The 20,625-nt window shown below is 65.7% G+C and carries 19 protein-coding genes and 1 tRNA gene; 9 read left to right on the plus strand and 11 right to left on the minus strand.

The window, feature by feature from the left end; all coding sequences use genetic code 11:
* Window positions 1-60 precede the first annotated feature (60 nt).
* A tRNA-Ser gene (locus EPN80_RS03845) sits at window positions 61-150 on the plus strand.
* Window positions 151-659: 509 nt separating this feature from the next.
* Window positions 660-842, plus strand: a complete 183-nt coding sequence (locus EPN80_RS03850; protein ID WP_047212769.1) for a hypothetical protein — start codon at window positions 660-662, stop codon at window positions 840-842.
* A gap of 246 nt (window positions 843-1,088) precedes the next feature.
* Here the strand turns inward: EPN80_RS03850 and EPN80_RS03855 are convergent, their stop codons facing one another.
* Window positions 1,089-2,006 carry a dihydrodipicolinate synthase family protein gene (locus EPN80_RS03855; protein ID WP_293023924.1) on the minus strand — a complete coding sequence of 306 codons (918 nt, stop codon included), beginning with the start codon at window positions 2,004-2,006 and terminating at the stop codon, window positions 1,089-1,091.
* 378 nt (window positions 2,007-2,384) lie between these two features.
* Here EPN80_RS03855 and EPN80_RS03860 point away from each other — a divergent pair, with 378 nt between their 5' ends.
* Genes EPN80_RS03860 through EPN80_RS03885 form a run of 6 tightly spaced genes read left to right on the plus strand, consistent with a single transcriptional unit; the run spans window position 2,385 to window position 8,418 of the window.
* Window positions 2,385-3,347: a 4-hydroxyproline epimerase gene (locus EPN80_RS03860; RefSeq protein WP_293024003.1), complete on the plus strand. Its 963-nt coding sequence runs from the start codon at window positions 2,385-2,387 to the stop codon at window positions 3,345-3,347.
* Window positions 3,344-4,483, plus strand: coding sequence for an FAD-dependent oxidoreductase (locus EPN80_RS03865; protein ID WP_293023926.1), 1,140 nt, complete (start codon window positions 3,344-3,346; stop codon window positions 4,481-4,483). The genes EPN80_RS03860 and EPN80_RS03865 overlap by 4 nt, the downstream gene beginning before the upstream one ends.
* Complete coding sequence (locus EPN80_RS03870; protein ID WP_293023928.1) at window positions 4,476-4,736, plus strand: (2Fe-2S)-binding protein; 261 nt, start codon at window positions 4,476-4,478, stop codon at window positions 4,734-4,736. The genes EPN80_RS03865 and EPN80_RS03870 overlap by 8 nt, the downstream gene beginning before the upstream one ends.
* The gene (locus EPN80_RS03875; protein WP_293023930.1) at window positions 4,733-6,028 is read left to right on the plus strand and encodes an FAD-dependent oxidoreductase; all 1,296 of its coding nucleotides are present in this window, start codon (window positions 4,733-4,735) and stop codon (window positions 6,026-6,028) included. Before EPN80_RS03870 ends, EPN80_RS03875 begins: the two co-directional genes overlap by 4 nt.
* A 13-nt stretch (window positions 6,029-6,041) precedes the next feature.
* Window positions 6,042-7,643 (plus strand): aldehyde dehydrogenase (NADP(+)), encoded by a 1,602-nt coding sequence (locus tag EPN80_RS03880; RefSeq protein WP_293023932.1) that lies wholly within the window; start codon window positions 6,042-6,044, stop codon window positions 7,641-7,643.
* Window positions 7,644-7,653: 10 nt separating this feature from the next.
* Window positions 7,654-8,418, plus strand: a complete 765-nt coding sequence (locus tag EPN80_RS03885) for an AraC family transcriptional regulator (protein WP_293023934.1) — start codon at window positions 7,654-7,656, stop codon at window positions 8,416-8,418.
* Between the two features lie 51 nt (window positions 8,419-8,469).
* On the opposite strand, the gene glpK is transcribed toward EPN80_RS03885, so the two are convergent.
* Together glpK and EPN80_RS03895 are read right to left on the minus strand one after the other, a co-directional pair.
* Window positions 8,470-9,966 (minus strand): glycerol kinase GlpK, encoded by a 1,497-nt coding sequence (gene glpK, locus EPN80_RS03890; protein ID WP_293023936.1) that lies wholly within the window; start codon window positions 9,964-9,966, stop codon window positions 8,470-8,472.
* A 32-nt stretch (window positions 9,967-9,998) separates the two neighbouring features.
* Window positions 9,999-10,436 (minus strand): hypothetical protein, encoded by a 438-nt coding sequence (locus tag EPN80_RS03895; RefSeq protein ID WP_293023938.1) that lies wholly within the window; start codon window positions 10,434-10,436, stop codon window positions 9,999-10,001.
* A gap of 264 nt (window positions 10,437-10,700) precedes the next feature.
* Here EPN80_RS03895 and EPN80_RS03900 point away from each other — a divergent pair, with 264 nt between their 5' ends.
* A complete protein-coding gene (locus EPN80_RS03900) occupies window positions 10,701-11,861 on the plus strand; it encodes a glycerate kinase (RefSeq protein ID WP_293023939.1) in 1,161 nt (386 codons plus the stop codon).
* Here EPN80_RS03900 and EPN80_RS03905 read toward each other — a convergent pair.
* The 8 genes from EPN80_RS03905 to EPN80_RS03940 all read right to left on the minus strand — a co-directional run bounded on the left by EPN80_RS03905 (window position 11,858) and on the right by EPN80_RS03940 (window position 20,510).
* A complete protein-coding gene (locus tag EPN80_RS03905; RefSeq protein WP_293023940.1) occupies window positions 11,858-12,769 on the minus strand; it encodes a LysR substrate-binding domain-containing protein in 912 nt (303 codons plus the stop codon). The genes EPN80_RS03900 and EPN80_RS03905 overlap by 4 nt on opposite strands.
* A 36-nt stretch (window positions 12,770-12,805) precedes the next feature.
* Complete coding sequence (locus EPN80_RS03910) at window positions 12,806-14,047, minus strand: amidohydrolase family protein (protein WP_293023942.1); 1,242 nt, start codon at window positions 14,045-14,047, stop codon at window positions 12,806-12,808.
* Between the two features lie 37 nt (window positions 14,048-14,084).
* Entirely contained in the window at window positions 14,085-15,275 is a 1,191-nt protein-coding gene (locus tag EPN80_RS03915) for a Xaa-Pro peptidase family protein (RefSeq protein ID WP_293023944.1), read from the minus strand.
* 62 nt (window positions 15,276-15,337) lie between these two features.
* Window positions 15,338-16,228: an ABC transporter permease gene (locus EPN80_RS03920; protein ID WP_293023946.1), complete on the minus strand. Its 891-nt coding sequence runs from the start codon at window positions 16,226-16,228 to the stop codon at window positions 15,338-15,340.
* A gap of 10 nt (window positions 16,229-16,238) precedes the next feature.
* The gene (locus tag EPN80_RS03925) at window positions 16,239-17,297 is read right to left on the minus strand and encodes an extracellular solute-binding protein (RefSeq protein ID WP_293023948.1); all 1,059 of its coding nucleotides are present in this window, start codon (window positions 17,295-17,297) and stop codon (window positions 16,239-16,241) included.
* 12 nt (window positions 17,298-17,309) lie between these two features.
* Window positions 17,310-18,362, minus strand: coding sequence for an ABC transporter ATP-binding protein (locus EPN80_RS03930; protein ID WP_293023950.1), 1,053 nt, complete (start codon window positions 18,360-18,362; stop codon window positions 17,310-17,312).
* 2 nt (window positions 18,363-18,364) lie between these two features.
* Window positions 18,365-19,294, minus strand: coding sequence for an ABC transporter permease (locus tag EPN80_RS03935; RefSeq protein ID WP_293023952.1), 930 nt, complete (start codon window positions 19,292-19,294; stop codon window positions 18,365-18,367).
* Window positions 19,295-19,454: 160 nt separating this feature from the next.
* Entirely contained in the window at window positions 19,455-20,510 is a 1,056-nt protein-coding gene (locus EPN80_RS03940; protein ID WP_293023955.1) for a LacI family DNA-binding transcriptional regulator, read from the minus strand.
* Window positions 20,511-20,625 lie beyond the last annotated feature (115 nt).

The following is a 20,625-nucleotide window of genomic DNA, read 5'->3' on the forward strand; positions in this document are numbered from 1 at the left end:
GGGCAAAAAAAATGGCGACGCGCGCGCCGCCGGCCCGCTTGCGGTTACAATAGCGCCCTCGGAGGGCTGGCAGAGCGGTTGAATGCACCGGTCTTGAAAACCGGCAAGGCTTCACGGCCTTCGTGGGTTCGAATCCCACGCCCTCCGCCATCCCGCTTCGATCGTCCTCGTTCCGGCCTCTCGTTTGCCCGCCTCTCGCTGAAAGACCATGCCGATTCGCGACGATGAAATCGAGCTCTCCGCGTCGCCCCAACGCGTGTTCTGAAGATCACCGCTCGGGTAGCGGCCAGGTCACGGCACTCATTCACCGACCATCGCCGGCGCGGGACGATGATGAAAACGATACCAACGTCGACGCAGGACGAGCCGCTCGCTGTCGCCCGGCCCAATTCCGGATTTGGTTACATATTTGGCTGTCTGACGCAGCGCAGTGCCCGCTTGCCCAACACCCCATGTTGCGCCACCGCATTCGAGGCATTGGCGGGTTCACTCTGTTTTATTTATTGGAGTGCCGTCTATTTTGCACCGCAGCAAAACGAGCCGGCGCGCGGCGCAACAATCGAGGTTTGGATACCGATCCATCTTCGCGTTTTCCCTGATTGCAGATAATACCGGTCGCTGTTGAAGTGGAGTCGAGCCCTTACCACGCGAGGTGAAACATGGGTATCCGCTGGGAATTTCCGCATTCGCATAGCCGGGTTGGGACGTTCAAACGCGCATTGCCGCCCGAGAGAATCGCACAGCAGCGCGAGCAGTTGTTCCTGCGCGTGGCTGTTACCGCCGTCAGTTGTTTTATTGTCGGGTTCCTGCTGCTGGACATCGCCGCGGCTGTCTCGTCCTAGCGACGACCTTCGCACTGTCAGGTTTCGCTCGCTGCCGTCGAGGTGCCCGCGCCTCGGGTCGGCGGTGTGGCGTGCCGATCGGAAGCCGCGTGGCTTCCAGGCTTTCATACGACACCCGCTATCGCGGGTGTTTTCATTTGGCCTTCCGTAACGCATGCCGGAAATCGGCATCCGCGATGAACCTAAAAAAAAGCGCCCGGTCAGGGCGCTTTCAACGAGCGACTAATCAATCGCGCTGCGGCGATCTCACCGCGGCGCCGGCACGTCCGGCAGCGTCGGCCGTGTCTCCAGCGCATGACGAATCAGCGCTTCGACACTGGCGCGCTCCTCGCCGGCCAGCGGCAGGCGCGGCAGGCGCACGTGTTCGGTGCCCAGGCCCACCATGGCTTCGGCCAGCTTGATGTTCTGCACCAGCTTGGCCGACACATCGAGCTTGAGCAGCGGCGCGAACCAGCGATAGATCGCGCGCGCCTCTTCCAGCCGACCGGCCTTGAGCAAGCGATAGATCACCACGGTCTCGCGCGGGAAGGCGCAAACCAGGCCGGCGACCCAACCGTGGCCGCCCATCAGGATCGCTTCCATCGCTAGGTTGTCGACACCGCACAGCAGGCTGTAGCGATCGCCCACCACATTGATCAGGTCGGTAATGCGGCGCACATCGCCGCACGATTCCTTGATCGCGACGAATTTGGGCTCGCTTGCCAGTTCGGCGAACATATCCGGTGTCACGTCCACGCCATAGGCCAGCGGGTTGTTGTAGACCATGATCGGCAGCGGGCTGGCTTCGGCCACGGTGCGAAAATGGTTGAGCGTCTCGCGGCGGTCCGACAGATAGCGCAGCCCCGGTAGCACCATGTAGCCGGCCGCGCCGTGCCTGGCGCCTTCGGTCACCTGGCGGCACCCGTCGAGCGTGCTGTTCTCGGCCACCGTCAGCAAGACCGGCACACGACCGGCCGCGGCGTCGACCGCCACGTCAAGCACCGTCAATTTTTCGTCGAGCGAGAGCGTCGAGGCCTCGCCCAGGGAGCCGCATACGATGATCCCGTCGACGCCGGCGTCGATCTGCGCTTCGATATTCTTTTTCGTGCCGGCACGGTCTATGCTGTAATCAGCATTGAATTTTGTCGTGACCGCAGGCAGTACACCTTCCCACAAATGCGTCATCGTTGCTCTCCAGAATGTGACGTGATGGTGAAAAAATTATAGGAAACGCGAGCGCCTCTGTCTTGCATCGATGGCGCGCATTCGATGAGCATCTCGGCACAATCGATGCGTCACAGGCAATACAGATGCCGTTTTGCTCAATGACCTCTGCAATACACGAATGCCGGAACGCCACATGCCAGAATCGGCATGATGCGCTACGATGCAGGCCAACCCACGGCGCGGGGCGCCGCTTTAGCCGCGCGACCGGGTTGCGCCGGTGCAACCCGGTCGCGCCGGAATGATGGGCGACCAGCCCCTGGCAACGCAGGCATTATGCAGAAATCGTCACCCCCGCGAACGAGAATGAGCAAGACGCGCAGCGCTGGCTGACCTACGATAGCCCTTATGAAAACCTTAACCGTTATCGACTCCCATACCGGCGGCGAACCGACCCGCCTGGTCACCGCCGGCGGCCCCGATCTGGGCAGCGGCCCGCTGCGAGAGCGGCTGGCGATCTTCCAGCGCGACTTCGACCGGATTCGCGCCGGCATCGTCAACGAGCCGCGCGGCTCTGACGTCATGGTCGGCGCGCTGCTGTGCGAGCCGCACGATCCAAGCTGCTCGGCCGGCGTGATTTTTTTCAACAACGTCGGCTTTCTCGGCATGTGCGGCCACGGCACCATCGGCCTGATCGCATCGCTGGCCTATCTTGGCCGCATTGCGCCGGGCGCGCATCGCGTCGAGACGCCAGTAGGCGTGGTCGAGGCCGAGTTGCATGCCGACGGCAGCGTCACCGTGCATAACGTGCCGGCCTGGCGCTACCGTCATGCCGTGCCACTAGACGTGCCGGGCCACGGCCGCGTGCATGGCGACGTGGCCTGGGGCGGCAACTGGTTCTTCCTTGTCGCCGACCACGGCCAGACGCTCGAATTCCGCAACGTCGATGCGCTGACGGACCACACCTGGGCGATACGCCAGGCCCTCGATGCCAACGGCATCACGGGTGCCGAAGGCGCGCTGATCGATCACATCGAACTGTTCGCCGATTCGCCCAAACCCGGCATCGATAGCCGCAATTTCGTACTGTGCCCCGGCAAGGCCTACGACCGCTCGCCCTGCGGCACCGGCACCAGCGCCAAAGTGGCCTGTCTGGCCGCCGACGGCAAGCTCGCGCCGGGCGCGACCTGGCGCCAGGAGAGCATTATCGGCAGCGTGTTCGAAGCCAGCTATGCGCTCGATGCGACGCTGCCTGCCGGGCAAGTGCTGCCGAGTATTCGCGGCACCGCGCACATCAGCGCGCAGGCCACCCTGATATTCGCCGACGACGATCCTTTCGCCTGGGGCATTCAGGCAGCATGAACGCGCGCGTGCCCGATGTCGCGATCATCGGCGCCGGCATCGTCGGCGCCGCGTGTGCCCATGAGCTGGCCGCGCGCGGACTGCATGTGATGGTAATCGACCGAGCCGGCGTCGGTACCGGCACCACCGCGGCCGGCATGGGTCATTTGGTGGTGATGGACGATTCGCCCGCCGAATTCGCGCTCAGCGCCTATTCGCGCGCGCTCTGGCTGGCGCTCGCGCCGCGCCTGGACGCCCGTCATGCGTTCGTCAAATGCGGCACGTTATGGGTGGCCGCCGACGACGAGGAGCTCGCGCTGGCGCAAACCCGCCAGCAGGCGCTGCAGGCCCAGTGCATTGCCTGCCATATGCTCGACGCGGGCCAGCTGCGCCAGGCCGAACCGGAATTACGCGACGGCCTGGCCGGCGCCATGGTGGTGCCCGACGACGCCGTGGTCTATGCGCCAACGGTGGCCGCCTGGCTGCTCGCGCAACCGGTCGCTGGCCGCATCGACACCCGGCTCGCAAGCGAAGTTGTCGCGCTCGAGCGAGATGGCGTTCGGCTGGCCGACGGCAGCAGCATTGCCGCCGGCGCCGTGCTGCTGGCCAATGGCATCCAGGCGCCCGAGCTGCTTCCGGGCTTGCCGCTGCAAGCGAAAAAGGGACATCTGCTGATCACCGACCGCTACCCCGGCATGGTGCGCCACCAGATCCTCGAACTCGGTTACGTCAAGAGCGCCCATCACCAGAGCGGCACGTCGGTGGCCTTTAACGTGCAGCCACGCCCGACGGGACAACTGCTGATCGGCTCGTCGCGCCAGTTCGACAGCCTCGACCCTGCAATCGATCAAGCCGTGCTGGCGCGCATGCTGCGGCGCGCCGCCGAGTATCTGCCGAATCTGCCCGCGCTGCAGGCGATCCGCGCATGGACCGGTTTTCGACCGGCCTCCAGCGACGGCTTGCCGCTGATCGGCCCGGCCTGCGATGCGCCGCATCCCGCGACCTGGCTCGCGCTCGGCCACGAAGGCCTGGGCGTTACCACCGCGCTGGGCACCGCCCAGTTGATTGCCGCCCAGATGCTGCACACGCAGGCGCCGCTGGACGCCGCGCCCTACCTGCCGGCGCGTTTCGCCAGCCCGGGAGTCGCTCATGCCTGAGACCATTACGCTGGAGATCGACGCACGCACGGTAAGCGTGCCGGCAGGCAGCACCGTCGCCGCCGCCATCGCGCGCGCCAGCGACAATGCCGGCGTGCTCACGCGCCGCACCGTCAACGGCGGGGTGCGTGGCCCGTTGTGCGGCATGGGCATTTGCCAGGAATGCCGCGTGACGATCGATGGCCGCCCGCACCGCCTGGCGTGCCAAACCCTATGTACCCCCGGCATGGTCGTCGTCACAATGCATTCATGATTTTATATTTCGATATCCTGATTATCGGTGCCGGCCCGGCCGGCCTGTCGGCTGCGACGGTCGCCGCCGGCTGCGGCGCCCGTGTGGGCATCATCGACGACAATCCGCTGCCGGGCGGCCAAATCTGGCGCCAAGGGCCGGATCATCCGCCCGGCGGCTCGGCGCGCGCCCTGCTGGCCGAACTGGCCGGCCATCCGAACGTCACGCGCCTGAGCGGCACGCGCGTGGTCCAGTCGCTTGGCCCGGGTCGCCTGCTGGCTGAAGATGCGCAGCACGGTCTGACGCTCGGCTACGGCAAGCTGATTCTCGCGACTGGCGCGCGCGAGCGCTTTCTGCCATTTCCCGGCTGGACATTACCGGGCGTCACCGGCGCCGGCGGCCTGCAGGCGCTGGTCAAGGGCGGCGTGCCGGTGCGCGGCCAGCGCGTCGTGATGGCGGGGTCGGGGCCGCTGCTGTGGGCTGCGGCGGCGAGTGCGCGCGCGCAAGGCGCGCGCATCGTGGCCATCGTCGAACAGGCGCAGGCGTCGGCCGTCGTGCGCTTTGCCACGGCACTGGTGCATACGCCGGCCAAGCTGGCGCAAGCGCTGCGCTTGCGGCTTGGCCTGTGGCAAACCCCCTACTGGCGAGGCGCTTATGTCACGGCCGCGCGCGGCGGCGAGCGCCTCGAGTACGTCACGATCCGGCGCCAGGGGCGCGAGACGAACGTGCCGTGCGACCGGCTGGGTTGCGCCTATGGCCTGTTGTCGAATACCGAGGTCGCGGCCGCGCTGGGATGCCGGCTCGATGTCGACGCGGCCAATGCAAACGCGCCGATGATCGCGGTCGACCCATGGCAGGCCACCTCGGTGGGCGGCATATTCGCCGCCGGCGAATGCACCGGCGTGGGCGGCATGGAGCTGGCAGCCGTGGAGGGACGCATCGCCGCGCATGCCGCGCTCGGCCAGCACAACGAAGCGCGGCGCAGCTTCCCGCTGCGCGAGCGCTACCGGCAATTCGCCGCGCGCTTGCACGCCGCTTTCGCGCTGGACCCAGCGCTGCGCTCGCTGGCGCAGTCCGACACATTGCTGTGCCGCTGCGAAGACGTCACTTTCGGTCAGGCCGCCGCGCACGATTCGTGGCGCAGCGCCAAATTGCACACGCGCTGCGGCATGGGGCCCTGCCAAGGTAAAGTGTGCGGCAGCGCCGCCGGCTTTTGTTTCGGCTGGCAAACCCCAGGAACTCAAACGCAGCGCCCGCCTTTTGCGCCGGCGCGTATCGACACCTTGATGCAAGGTGAATCAAATCATTCCTGATGGAGATAGCGAGATGAGCGAGACAAGCGAGATTCAGGGTCGCCAATATATTGGCGGCACCCGCAGCGCACAGGGGCAAGCCGTGCTGGAGAGCCTCGCAGCACTGGACGGTGCGCCCTATCCGGTGAAATTCTTCGAGGCTACGCAGGCCGAGGTGCTGGCTGCCGCAACCAGCGCGGCGCGAGCTTATCCGGCCTATCGCCAACTGAGCGCTGCCGTTCGCGCGGATTTTATCGATGGCATCGCCGACGAGATCGATGCGCTGGGCGACGACTTCCTCGCCGAAGTGCAGCGCGAGACCGCTCTGCCGGCCGCGCGCCTGGCCGGCGAGCGGGGCCGCACATCCGGCCAGATGCGCCTGTTCGCGAAGATGCTGCGACGCGGCGACTGGTACGGCGCGCGCATCGATCGGGCGCTGCCGAACCGGCAGCCGCAGCCGCGCCCCGATCTGCGCCAATACCAGATCGGACTCGGCCCGGTAGCGGTGTTCGGCGCCAGCAATTTCCCGCTCGCGTTTTCAGTGGCCGGCGGCGATACCGCGGCGGCCCTGGCCGCCGGCTGTCCGGTCGTCGTCAAGGCGCATCCGGGCCATTTGGTCACCTCCGAGCGTGTGGCCGACGCGATCGTCCGCGCCGCGGCTCGATGCGGCATGCCTGCCGGCGTGTTCAACATGGTGTACGGGGGCAATGCCGTGAGCGCCTGGCTGGTGCAGGCCGCGCCGATCCGCGCGGTCGGTTTCACCGGCTCGCTGCAGGGCGGGCGCGCCCTGTTCGATCTGGCGGCGGCCCGCCCCGAACCGATTCCGGTCTTCGCCGAAATGTCGAGCATCAACCCGGTCATCGTCCTGCCGCAGGCGCAGCAGGCCCGCTCGGCCGACATCGCCAGGGATCTCGCCACCTCGGTGGCGCTGGGCTGCGGCCAGTTCTGTACCAATCCCGGTCTGGTGCTACTGTTGCGCACGCCGCACAGCGGCGCTTTCATCGAGGCGCTGCGCACGGCACTGCAAAGCCAGGCGCCGCAGCCGATGCTGCATGGCGGCATTCTCGCCAACTATCGGGCTGGCACGCAGCGCCTGCGCCAGACCTCCGGCGTCGCCACCCTGGTGAGCGGGCACGACGAGCAGCGCGCCGCGCCGCATCTGTTCGTCGCCGACAAGGCGTTGCTGCTCAGCGGCGCCACAACACTTCAGGACGAAGTGTTCGGCCCGTCGACGGTGGTCGTCGAACTCGACGACCAGGCCGAACTGCTCGCCGCCGTTGCTCATCTGCACGGCCAGCTGACTGCCACGTTGATTGGCGAGTCAGCCGAATTGCCTCACTACCGCGCAGTACTCGCGGCCCTGGAGGAAAAGGTCGGGCGCGTGCTGTTCAACGGCTTTCCAACCGGCGTCGAAGTGTGTGACGCGATGGTGCATGGCGGACCCTACCCGGCCACCACGGACGCGCGCGGCACGTCCGTCGGCACGCTGGCAGTCGCGCGATTTCTGCGGCCGGTGTGCTACCAGAACACCCCTGATGCGCTGCTGCCGCCGGCACTGCAAAACGCCAATCCGCTCGGCCTGCTGCGCCTGGTCGACGGCGAGCCAACCCGCGAGCCGATCGTTTCAGCCAGCTGAGACACACGCCATGTCCGATTTCGCGCCGCTGCCCGCCATCGAAAGCACCACGCTGCCGCAGATGGTGGCGCACTTCTCGCTGCTCGAACCGGTGTTCGACGCGATGCCGGACGTCGTATTTTTCGTCAAGGATACCGAGGCCCGCTATGTGCTGGCCAATCGCACGCTGGCCGCGCGTTGCGGTTTCAAGGACAAGGCCGCGCTGCTGGGCAAGACCGCCGAGCAGGTATTCCCGGCGCGCTTCGGCTGCATCTATACCGCGCAGGACAAGGCAGTCATTGCGCAAGGCAGCCGGCTGATCGATCAACTGGAGCTGCATCTATACCCCGGGCGACAGCCCGGCTGGTGCCTGACCTGCAAACTGCCGTTGCATGATCCGAGCGGCAAGGTGCTGGGGGTGGCCGGCATTTCGCGCGACCTGCAGGCCCCCGAGGGCAGCCATCCGGCATACCACCGGCTCGCCACGGTCGCCAAATATATTCAGGATAACTACGCGCAGCCGCTGCACCTGGCGCATCTGGCCAAGCTGGCCAACATGTCGGTGGCCCAGATCGAACGCTATTTCCACAAGATCTTCCATCTGACGCCGCGCCAGGTGCTGCTCAAGACACGCCTGGACGCCGCTTCGTCGCTACTGGCGGGCCAGACCAGCATCACCGACATCGCCGCTTTGTGCGGCTATAACGACCACAGCGCATTCACCCGCCAATTCAAGGCAACCGTGGGCCTCACCCCCAGCCAATATCGCGCGCTGCTGCATCCGCCGGCGGCCTGAGCCACGCCGTGTACCCCTGTACCCCGCCGTGTTCGCGGGCGATGCCTGGGCTCAACCGTCGGCCCAGGCCACGGTCGCGGCTACCGCGCGCCGCCAGCCTCGGACCACACGGTCGACGTCGGCCTCCGCCATGCGGCGAGCGAAACGCCGGTCGAGCTGCCACTGCCCCGCCAAAGCCTCCACGTCGGGCCAGTAGCCGACCGCCAGGCCAGCCAGATAAGCCGCGCCCAGCGCAGTCGTCTCGGTGATATTCGGCCGTATCACCGCCACGCCCAGCAGATCGGCCTGGAACTGCATCAACAGGTCGCTCGCGGTGGCTCCGCCGTCAACCCGCAGTTCCTGCACCGCCAGGCCGGCATCGGCCTCCATGGCGCGCAGCACGTCCATCGTTTGGTAGGCGATACCGTCGAGCGCGGCGCGCGCCAAGTGGGCTGCGGTGGTCCCGCGCGTGGCGCCGAACATGGCGCCGCGCGCGTGCGGGTTCCAATGCGGCGCCCCCAGGCCGGCGAAAGCCGGCACCAGATACAGCCCGTCGCTGTCGGGCACGCTCCTGGCCAGCGCCTCGATATCGGCCGAGCGGCGAATGATGCCCAGGCCATCGCGCAGCCACTGCACCACCGCGCCGCCGATGAAGATGCTGCCCTCGAGCGCATAGTTCACTTCGCGGCCGATCTGCCAGGCCACGGTGGTGAGCAAATGATGGCGCGAGACCTTCGGCGTGGCACCCGTATTCATCACCATGAAGCAGCCGGTGCCGTAGGTGTTTTTCACCATGCCGGGGCGCAGGCACATCTGGCCAAACAACGCCGCCTGCTGATCGCCTGCCACGCCGGCCAGCGGAATCTCGCTGGAAAACACCGCCCCTTCGGTATGGCCGTAGATTTCGCTGGACGAGCGCACGTCGGGCAACAGGCTGCGCGGTATGTCGAACACCTCGAGCAACTCGTCGTCCCAGGCCAGTGTATGAATATTGAAAAGCATCGTGCGCGACGCATTGGAGACGTCGGTCACGTGCAAGCGGCCTCGTGTGAAATTCCAGATCAGCCAGGTGTCGACCGTGCCGAACGCCAGCCGTCCCTGCTCGGCCAGGCGGCGGGCGCCGGCGACATGGTCGAGGATCCAGCAAATCTTGGTGGCGGAAAAATACGCGTCGATCAGCAGGCCGGTCTTGGCGCGGACCGTATCTTCGAACCCCTGCCGCTTCAGATCGGCGCAAAAATCCGCCGTGCGCCGGTCTTGCCATACGATCGCGTTATACACCGGCGCGCCGGTGGCGCGATCCCATACGATCGTCGTCTCGCGCTGGTTGGTAATGCCGATGGCGGCCACCGCAGGGCCGTCGATGCCGGCCTTGGCCACCGCCTCGGCGGCCACGCCTGCCTGCGTCGACCAGATCTCGCGCGGATCATGCTCGACCCAGCCAGGCTGTGGATAGATCTGCTGGAATTCCTTTTGGGCCGACGCGGCGATATGGCCGCGCCGGTCAAACACAATCGCGCGAGAACTGGTCGTGCCCTGATCCAGCGCCAGGATGTATTTTTCTGCCATCGTTACCGATCTCCGCCAACGGCGGCCGGGCATCACAGGCAGTGCTTGAGCGCACCGAGCAGCGCCTGCGGCGCGCCATCCGCCTGATAGAACTTCACGGTGCTGCCGCGTTTGCGGGGCTGCCACGTCACGTCGGCCACCGCCACCTCGCCTTCGCCAGCATGCGAGGCCTGCACCGAGCGGCCGTGGTCGATCTGCACCACATCGACCCGAATGCCGGGCTGCCTGCGCCAGGCATACGAGATGCACGAAGCCACGCGCCACTCGACCCGGCGCGCATGTGCGTCGAGCTGCGGTGCACTGGCGCGCAAATCGGCGGAACTGGCCTGGTAGGCGGGTATCACCACCGTTTCGATTTTGTCATGCCCGGCAGGCGCGACCGGATCGACAGACGGCGAGTGCACCGCGCACCCGGCCAGCGCCCCCGCTGCCAATATCAGACCCACGCCCCCCGATAGCCGCTTGATCATCGTCCTGCTCCGTGTTCTTGATCGCCCCGTGGCGTGCCGCGAGTTCGCGCGCGACCTCGCGGGCAACCGGCACCCAGCCGGTCATCTTACTCGCGAATTTCAGGTTCTGACAATCGCTCCACGGCGCGCCCGGATGGTGCGACGCATCATGAAAGCCGCGAGCAAATCGCGTATATTGCGGGGCTGGCCGCCTGCGCCTGTCGGCGGCTTTGCTGTTTCCCAACGCCATTTCCCACAGTCATTTCCCAGCCTTTCGCATCCGATATGTCGACACCTTCGCGCGCGCCCATCATTGTCATCGCTCCCGATTCGTTCAAAGGGTCGCTCAGCGCCGGCGACGTCGCGGCCGCCATCGCCGCCGGCATTGCGCGGGTCCGCCCGGGTGCCGAGGTACGCCAGCGTCCGATGGCCGACGGCGGCGAAGGTACGCTCGATGCCCTGCTGGCCGGGGGCGGCCAGCGCGTCGAGCAGACGGTGCAAGGCGCCGGCGGCGCGCCGCTGAAATCGGCCTTCGGGTTGCTGCCCGACGGCAGCGGCGTGCTGGAGAGCGCGCTGGTGGTCAGCATCACCGACCCGGAAGGCATGGCCGAGCCGGTCGCCGGGCGCTCCACCGTCGGGCTCGGCGAGCAGTTGCGCGCCGCGCTCGAGCATGGCGCGCGCCGCATTCTGATCGGGCTGGGCGGCAGCAGTACCAATGATGGCGGCGCCGGCTTGCTGGTGGGATTGGGCGCTCGCCTGCTCGACCATGACGGCCAGCCGGTCGCGCCGGTGCCGGCCGAACTCGGCAAGGTGGCCGCGCTCGACCTGAGCGGGCTCGACGCCCGCCTGCGCGATTGCGAGCTGGTGGCGATGTCCGACGTCAACAATCCGCTGTGCGGCCCGCGCGGCGCCAGCGCGGTGTTTGGCCCGCAAAAAGGCGTCAGCGCGGCACAGGTCGAATCGTTCGATCAGGCCATCGCGCGATTCGCCGGGCTTGCCGAGGCGGCCTTCGGCGCGCCGGCTCGCGGCGCCGCTGACCGGCCTGGCGCCGGCGCCGCGGGCGGATTGGGCTTTGCGCTGCAACTGCTCGGCGCGACTTTTCGCTCCGGCGCGGAGGTCGTGGCGGAGAGCATCGGCCTGGCCGATGCGCTGCATGGCGCCGACTGGCTGATCACCGGCGAGGGTCGCAGCGACGTGCAAACCCTGTCGGGCAAGACCCCGATGGTCGCCGCGCAGTTCGCGCGCCGCGCCGGCGTGCCGGCCACGTTGCTCTCAGGCGCGGTCGACCGCGCCGCGCTGGAGAGCCTGAACGGCGTATTCGCCGGTTGCTTTTCGCTGACTTTCGGCCCGACCACCCTCGACGAGGCGATCGCCAATGCCGCCGGCCTGCTGGCCGACAGCGCCGAACAGTTGACCCGCCTGCATTCGCTGCCCGCCCTGGGCTAGAGCCTCGCCTCCACCTCGTCCAGGACTTCGACGAGGGTCTCGTCGAGCACGTCGATCAGTTGCTCGACCTGCGGCGAGGCTGCCGGCGTACGCGGCTTGATCAGCAGCGAGTGGAATTTCATGTCGGGCTCGAACCGGCGAAACACAATGCCGTCGACATTCAGAAAGTCATAGGCGGCCACCGGGTGCACGAAACCCACGCCGACCCGCTCGCGCACCAGCGTGCAGACATTGACCGAATAGCGCACGATCGCGGCGATCTGCGGCCCGAGATTGCCCTCGGTGAAGATCTTGTCCATGCCCCAGCGCACCATGTCCGCCGGCTCATACGAAATGATCGGATAACCAGCGAGATCGGCCAGCTTGACCACCGATTTCCGGGCCAGCGGATGATCGCCCGGCATCGCGCACAGCGTGCTGTCGCTGGAGAACGCCACGGCATCGGTTTCGGTCAGATCGACGACGTCGGTGACCACGCCGAGCATCAGCGAGCGCATCACCACCTGGTCGCGAATCAACGCCGAGGAGCCTGTGGTCAGGCCGATCTGCACCGCCGGCTGAATCCGGCGGTAGTGCGCGATGGCGCGCGCAAAGTAACCGAGACTGAATGACACCACGCTGCCCACGCGCATCACCGCAGTAGTCGGGTCCTGCAGGCGCAAAGCGAATTCCCGCAGGTTATCGAGCCCGGCGTAGCGGCGTTCGACCTCCTCGAAAAACGCAAACGCCTCGGCCGTCGGCTCCAGGCGCCCGCGCTCGCGATTGAACAGCGTCAACTTGGTCGATTTCTCCAGTTCCGCGATAAGCCGGCTGATACCGGGCTGCGATGTGCCGACCAGTTGGGCCGCCTTGGTGGCCGTGCGGGTCAGCATCACCGCGCGAAAAGCGTCGATGTGGCGAAAGTCCATTCAATCCCTCAAGTACCTTCATGTCCGGCAGCCGTCTCAGGCCTGCGCCAAATCATTGAAGTGTATCTTGCCGCCTTTCATGACCAGCGGAATATGCTCGCCTTGCCCGAGCAGGCAATCGATCGATCGCAGCGGGTTGCCGTCGACCACCAGCGCGTCGGCGTAGGCCCCGGGCACCAGGCGGCCGAGCCTGTCCTGCATGCCCAGTACCTCGGCGCCGATCACCGTGGCGCTGGCGATGGCTTCGGCCGGCGAGAGGATCTCGGCGCGAATGCGCAACTCGTCGCTCTGATGGCGATGCGACTCGCCCAGCAAATCGGTGCCCAGCCCCATTTTGACGCCGGCTTGCTTGAACATCTCGAGCGAGCGCTTGCCCGCCTCGTGCACGGCGGCGATCTTGACCACGCTCTCCGGCGGCAGCCCGTATTGCGCGCCCTCGCTGGCCAGCGCGTCATAGGTAATCAGCGTCGGCACGACATAAGCGCCGTGCTCGGCCATGACGTGCGCGGTCGCCTCGTCGGCCAGATTGCCATGCTCGATGGTGCGAACGCCGCAACGCACCGCGCGCTGGATCGCTTCAGAGGTATAGGCATGCGCCATTACATACGTCTGCCGGCCATGGGCCTCGGCAACGGCTGCCCGGATCTCGTCCTCCGAATACCCCAGCGCGCCGACCGGGTCGGTCGGCGAAGCAACGCCGCCGGAAGCCATGATCTTGATCTGATCGGCGCCCATCTGCAGTTCCTCGCGGACCGCGCGCCGCACCGCGTCGACCCCGTCGGCCACGCGCCCAATAGCGCCGACCCGCACGCACTGGCACGGCGCATCATGCAGGAAATCGCTGCGCATGCGGCCATCGCCATGGCCGCCGGTCTGGCTGATCGCCCGGCCGGAGACGAACACGCGTGGGCCTTCGGCCAGCCCCTCCTCGAGCGCCTGCTTGAGCGGCGCCCCGGCCCCGCCCGCATCGCGCACCGTGGTAAAGCCGCGGCGCAGCATCGCGCGCATGATGGGCACCGCCCGCAGGGTTACCAGCACATTCGGCACGTGAGCCTGCGAGGAGAGGTTGAGCTGCGTCGCGCACAGGTGCACGTGCAGGTCGATCAGGCCGGGCATCAGGGTCTTGCCCTTCAGGTCGATGGTCGTGCCGCGATGCTTGAGCGGCCGGTCGGAGACCTCGCGCACGATGCCGTCCTCGATCAGAACATGGCGCCCTTCGAGCAATTCGGGTTCGAGCGGATCGAGCAATGCGGCGTTGGCAAACAGAACGGCTGTCATAAGTCTCCTTGATCGTTGTCGGGGTCCGCGCGGCGGCTCAGTCGAGCGTCGCGTGGGCCAGCGTTTTCGGGGTTTGGGTCAGGACTTCCGGGGTGCTGCCGACCACCACGGAATCGTCGAGTCGGAATCCGCCCAGCCCGAACACATAGAGGCCGGGCTCGGCCGAATACACTTCGTTGGCCAACAGCGGCCGGTGATTGAATGCCATGTCTTCCGGATACTCATGGCCGATGATGCCCATGCCGTGTCCTGTGCGATGCCGGATCAAATGCCCGCATCCCGCGTTCTCGATGACCTGCTGGGCCGCGGCGTCGATGCCCGAGACCGGGCGGCCGGTCACCGCCGCCTCGAGCGCGGCTTCATTGGCCGCGCGCGCGACCTCGTAATACTTGCGCTGCTCGTCGGACGGCTTGGCGCAAAACCAGGTGCGCTCGTTTTCGATCACCAGCCCATTCAAGCGCGGAATCACGATATTGACCAGCCCGTCGCCGGCATTGATGCGGGCCCCGCACGAGGCGCCGTCGCCGTGCGGCGAGGCCGATGCCGGTCCCGACAGCGTCCAGCAGCGCAGCACCTCGAGGTTTTCTCCCGGAAAGCGGCGCGCGCCCTCCTCGACCATCAAGGCGGCCATCTGGTAATCGAGCTCCTGCACCAGGCGCCCGGGTCGGATGTTTTCGCGGTAACGCGCCTGCACCCAGTCCGACAGCTCGGCGGCCGCGCGCATGATGGCCAGCTCCTCGTCGGTCTTTACCCAGCGCAGCCCGCGCAGCTCGGGGGTCATGGGCACCATGCGCGCCTCCGGCAAGAGCGCGGCGGCGCGCGCGAGCGGACCACCCACCGCCTCGACGCCGATGCGCGATCGCACAAGCCCGGCCTGGCGCAGGCGCTCGGCGATCAGTTCGGGTACCTGGCCCAGCAAGGGCTGGCGCGCCGATATGCGCGGATGCTCGGCGTAGAAGGCGACGTCATCGAGCCACACCGAACCGCGCTCGCGTGCGAAGCGCATGTGATGCGTGGAGAGTTCGTTCATCACCGCGAACGGCTCGCCCGAGGCCGGCACGCAAACTACGATGGGTCGCTCCCATGTGAGCACGTCGACATGGAAATTGGTGGCCCATTGAAAGAAATCGGCGCTGGTCAGCAGCAGCGCATCGACACGCTCGCGCGCCATGAGTTGGCGCATCGCATCGAGGCGCTGCGCCCGGGTCCGTTGTGTCAGTTTCGGCATGAGGTCGATCCTTTGAAAAGTGGAGGCAAGCGACGGCCGCGCGCGGGCGGCCGGCGGCAGCCTCAAGACATCATCGTGCGCGCGTATCTATGGTGAATAAGCCGGTTCGACAGCCCCGCCACGAGCAGCGTGACGACCATCAAAATCAACGCGAGCGCCGCGCCGAACGGCCAGTTCGAAGCCTGGGAGATCTGGTCGTAGACCGCCGGCGCCATCATCGCCAGGCCCGTGCCGCCGAGCAGTACCGGCGTCGCGTAGGCGTTCATGCAAAGAATGAACACCAGCATGGTGCCGGCCGCAATGCCGGGCGCAGCCATCGGAAACAGCACACGCAGCAGGGTCTGCATGAAGTTGGCGCCGAGGTTCTGGGCAGCCTCCTCGACCGAAATATCGATGCCTTCGAGCACGCTTTGCAGGGTCAGGATCATGAACGGCAGCACCACGCCGGTCGTGCCGAGAATGACTGCCAGCGGGGTATAGAGCAGGCGCAGCGGCGCGTGAATCACGCCGATGTCCTGCAGCAGCACATTGACGAAGCCCGCCGTGCCGAGGATCGCCATCCACCCGGCCGCGCGCACGACGTTGCCCACCAGCAGCGGGAACACCAGCAGGATGATCAGCACGCTCTTGTAACGGCTTTGCGTCTTGGCCAGCACATAGGCCACCGGAAATCCCAGCACGAACGACAGCGCGGTGCAGATGAAGGCCACCTTCACGGTAGTCATCAACACCGTGAAGTAGTACATGTTGGCGAAGAATTCCCGGTAGTTCTGCCAGGTCCACGCCGTCTGCATCAAGTTGGTCGGATCGAAGCGATTGAAGCTGTAGCGGATCAGCTGCAGCGACGGCAGGATGATCACAAGCAGCACGACCAGCGTCGCCGGGCCCGCCAGCAGGGGGCCCAGCGTCAATCTCCGGCGCCCCCCGGCGGGCGGTGCAGCCAATGGTTCCATGAGCGCGCTCTTACAGGCCGACCTTGAAGTCTTCTGACCAGTATTTGAGGAATGCCGGCTTTTGCGCGGCAAACGCCTGATAGTCGGGTTTGAGGAATTTGCTCAGCTGGGCGTCGGTGAAACCGACGCTTTGCTGCAGATCGGCCGGCAGCTTGGCATTGCTGACGGTCGGTGCATATCCCATGGTGCTGGCGAATTCGACCTGCGCGTGCGGATCGAGCATGGCGTTCAGGTAGTTGAAGCCGCAGGCCTTCTCGGGCGCGTTCTTCAGCACGGCCGCCTCGAATACGGCCGGAATCGCACCTTCGGACGGGAACGCGAATTCCACCGGCACACCCTGCTTCTTCCATTGCAGCGCGCGCGCCTTCCACATGAAGGTCATCCAGATATCGCCGGTCTTGAGGGCCGATGCGACCGCTTCGTTCGACGGATAAACCTTAGGCCGGTTTTGCTTGAGTTCGCGCAGGAACTTGATGCCCTTCGACAGATCGCCCTTGGGATCACCCGCGGCCAGCGCGCCGGCCATGCCGTAGTAGGCAAAAAGGATATCGGAGAGCCCCACGCGATTCTTGAAACGCGGGTCGAGGGCGGCCTTGAAGGCGTCGGGTGCCGTCGGGATTTTTTCGGGGTTATAGACGATCCCCATCGCGCTGAAGATGTGCGGGACCGAATACGCTTTGCGCAGCGGCTCGAATACGTTGGCCTCGTTGGGCACCAGGCTGGCCTCCACCGGCGCCAGGGTGCCGGCCTGATTCATGATGAACATGTCGGTATCAGCCAGGCAACTGACGTCGAGCGAGCCATGGCGCAACATTTTCTCGGCGCGCATCTTGGTCATGCGCGAGACCTGGTCGGCCGTGGCGTAGGTTACCGCACCGCCTTGCGCCTTGATGATGGGCGCCACGTTCTTGTCGAGCAGGCGCTCATAGTCGCCGCCCCAGGTGCCGACCACGACGTTCGGACACGCCGTCGCGGCGCGTGCGCTCAGGGTCTCGAGGCCTAACGCGGGAGCCACCAGCAGGCCCGAGGCGGTTTGCAGAAATTTGCGGCGATCGATGCGATACGTCATAACTAACCCCTTTCAGTGGAAGAAAACGCAATCGCTTGCCGCAAAGCCCGCAAAGGCCTTGGCGCCAGCAGCGATCGATTGGTGTGGCGTACTGCCGTTGTTTTGCACGTGGCAGATCAAGGTGTCGCCACGCTCCGTTTGCGCATGCACCTCGACCGTGGCGCCTTTGTAGACCGCCGAGGACACGGTCACCGGCAGGCAGTTGCCCAGCGTCAGTGGCGTATCGGCCAGCGCCACGCGCTCGGGACGCAAACCCACCACACGAATCGCCGCATCCGTGCTTGCCACGCTCAGCGGCGTGCCGCGCTCGGTAACGAACGCCCCGTCCGCGTGCAGGCGACCTTCGAGGAAATTCATCTGGCCGAGAAAATCGGCAACGAAACGATTGGCCGGACGCTCGTACAGCTCGGCCGATGTGCCGATCTGCTGAACCCGGCCGTCATGCATCACCGCCAGCCGGTCGGCGATGGTCAGCGCCTCCTCCTGGTCGTGCGTGACGAAAATGGTCGTAAGCCCGAGGCGCTGCTGCAGCGCGCGAATTTCCTCGCGCACCTCGACGCGCAGCTTGGCATCGAGATTCGACAAGGGCTCGTCGAGCAAAAATACTTCGGGCTGCACGGCAAGCGCGCGGGCGATCGCCACGCGCTGCTGCTGGCCACCCGACAACTGACGAGGATAGCGCTCGCTCAAGGCGTGCAGCCGCACCATCTCGAGCGCCTGCTTGATGCGCGCGGCACGCTCGGCCATCGGAAACTTGCGCATCTCCAGGCCGAAGGCCACGTTTTGCGCCACCGTCATGTGCGGAAATAGCGCATAGCGCTGAAACACCATGCCGGTGTTGCGCCGATTGGGCGCCAATTGCGTGACGTCCTTGCCGCCGATATGAACCGTGCCGGAAGTCGGCGCGACGAACCCGGCCACCATGCGCAGCGTAGTGGTCTTGCCGCAGCCGCTGGGGCCCAGGAACGCCACCATTTCGCCATCCGCAATGTCGAGCGAGAAATCCGACACCGCCAGGGATGTGCCGTATTGTTTGCGCAAATTCCGCAGCGATACCTGTGCCATGGTCATACCACCTGACTGAGTTTGACGAACCGGTCGGTGACCAGCATGACGATGCCCAGCAACACGATTTGCACCGCCGAGACAGCGGCAATCGTCGGATCGAGATTGAATTCGAGGTACTGCATGATGGCGATCGGCAGCGTCGTGTGCCCCGGCCCCACCAGCGGCAGCGTCACCTCGAGGTTTTCGAACGAAATGATGAAACTGAACAACCCCGAGGCAACGATGGCCGGGCGCAGCATCGGCAACGTCACGCGCCAGAAGGTCTGCAGGCCACTCGCGCCGAGATTGCGCGCGGCTTCCTCGACGGTGCTGTCGAGCCCGCCGATACTGGCCGAGACCAGCCGCATGGTCCACGGAATGGTCAAGCACACGTGTGCGGCAATCAGCCCGCCGAAGGTGCCGACAATATCCATGTTCAGCATATTTTCCGCGCGCAGGTAGAACAGGTAGATCGCAATGCCCGCCACGATGCCCGGCACGATCAGCGGCGACATCAGCACGCCGTTGCACAGCGACGCGCCGCGAAACGCGTGGCGGGCAATGCCCAGCGCGGCGGCGATCCCCAACGTAACACTCAGCACGGCCGCCACCACGGCAACCTTGAGACTCAGAATGAATCCGCCGAGAAACGCCTGGTTTTGCCAGGCCTGCACGTACCAATGCAAGGTATAGCCGGAGGGCGGAAAGGTCGGGATCGCGTCGGAGAAAAAGCTCAGCCACAGCACGAAGATGATCGGGCTCAGCATGAAGAAATAGATCAGCCCCACGAACACACGGGTGCCAAGCCGGCGCCAGCCTATCGGCCGTCGGCGCAACGGTGGAGTTTGATCTTCGGCCTGCAGTTCGGAAACCATCGTCACCACATGACACCTCGCCAGTACGACACTGCCCGGTGCGTCGAATGACGCGTCCGGGGCCGATCTATTCATTTGTGAATAGTAAATAGCATTTAATTCATCCTATCATTGCAACCAGGTAGCACCATAGGGAGAAACACTGACACGCCCAGCGGCGCTCGCGCGAGCGGGATGAGGGCACAGGCGATACAAGGGGGCCTGCACCGAAACGGCGCATGGTTCGGGATCCAAATTACGGCAGGTTCTCGCGCAGCACGATGCTGAACTGGATCGGCTTGACGCCGTCGAGCGGGCTGCGCTGGTCGCGCACATTGCGGAAAATCTTCAGGCAATTGGCGACCATCGATTGCGGCGTCTGCGTGATCAGTGCGTCCATGGTGCCGTCGATCAGCAGTGCGCGCGTGTCCGGCGTCAGGCCGTGACCGATGAAAAGAATTTTTTGATCGGCCTTGGCCTCGAGAATGGCGCGCGCGACGCCGTCAGACCCGCCGCCGCTGTTGTAAATGCCCGCCAGGTCGGGATGCTGCTCGAGCAGTTTGCGGGTTTGCATATAGTTGCGCTCGCTGTCGTCCTGCCCTTCGCGCAGTCCGATCACTCGCAGTTGCGGGAAAGTCGACTCGATCAGATGCAGGAAGCCGATCTCGCGCTCCTCGTGCCCCCGATAGTTCAGGCTGCCGGCCAGCATGGCGATCTTGCCGCTCGGGCGCGGGCCCATGAAACGCCCCAACAGCAATCCGGCCGTGCGCCCCGCCGCGCGATTGTCGATGCCGACATAGGCCAGCCGCCTCGCATTCGACAAATCGGAGATCAGCGTGATGGCCGGCACGCCCTGGTCCGCCAGCGTGTTCACGGCGTCGCGTACCACGGGGTGTTCGAGCGCCATGAACACGACGCCGTCGGAGCGCTGGCCGTAATGCAGCAACCGCGCCGCCAGCTCATTCGGGTTGAAGCTCTCGACATAGTGCGTGCGGCATTTCATATCGAGCGCGGCCCATTGATCCTGCGCAAAATCGATGTAATCACCCAGCATGCGCAAATAGCGATTGTTGCCGGCCGGCAACAAAAACGCGATGCGCAACGGCCGCGCGGTCGGCGCGCTCAAGGGCGCCTGCGCCGGCAGATAGCCCAGTTGGGCGGCCACTTGCATGACCCGTTGGGCGGTTTGGGCGCGCACCCCGCCACGACCGTTGAGCACCCGGTCGACCGTGGCGGTAGACACGCCGGCGCTCTGGGCAATGTCGGGGATACGTGCGCGCGCCACCGCCAAGCGGGACAGGATGTCCGTCATTTTTCAAACTCTCGAAAGCTTGCACAAATCGCAGATTACATCAAAAAACATCATTTTTGTGGTTTGACATGCTTCGTCCACCCACCTAGTCTTGCTGCTATCGACTGAGCACAAC

Origin of the sequence: Pandoraea sp. (assembly GCF_004297875.1) — a bacterium.
Lineage (GTDB): Bacteria > Pseudomonadota > Gammaproteobacteria > Burkholderiales > Burkholderiaceae > Pandoraea.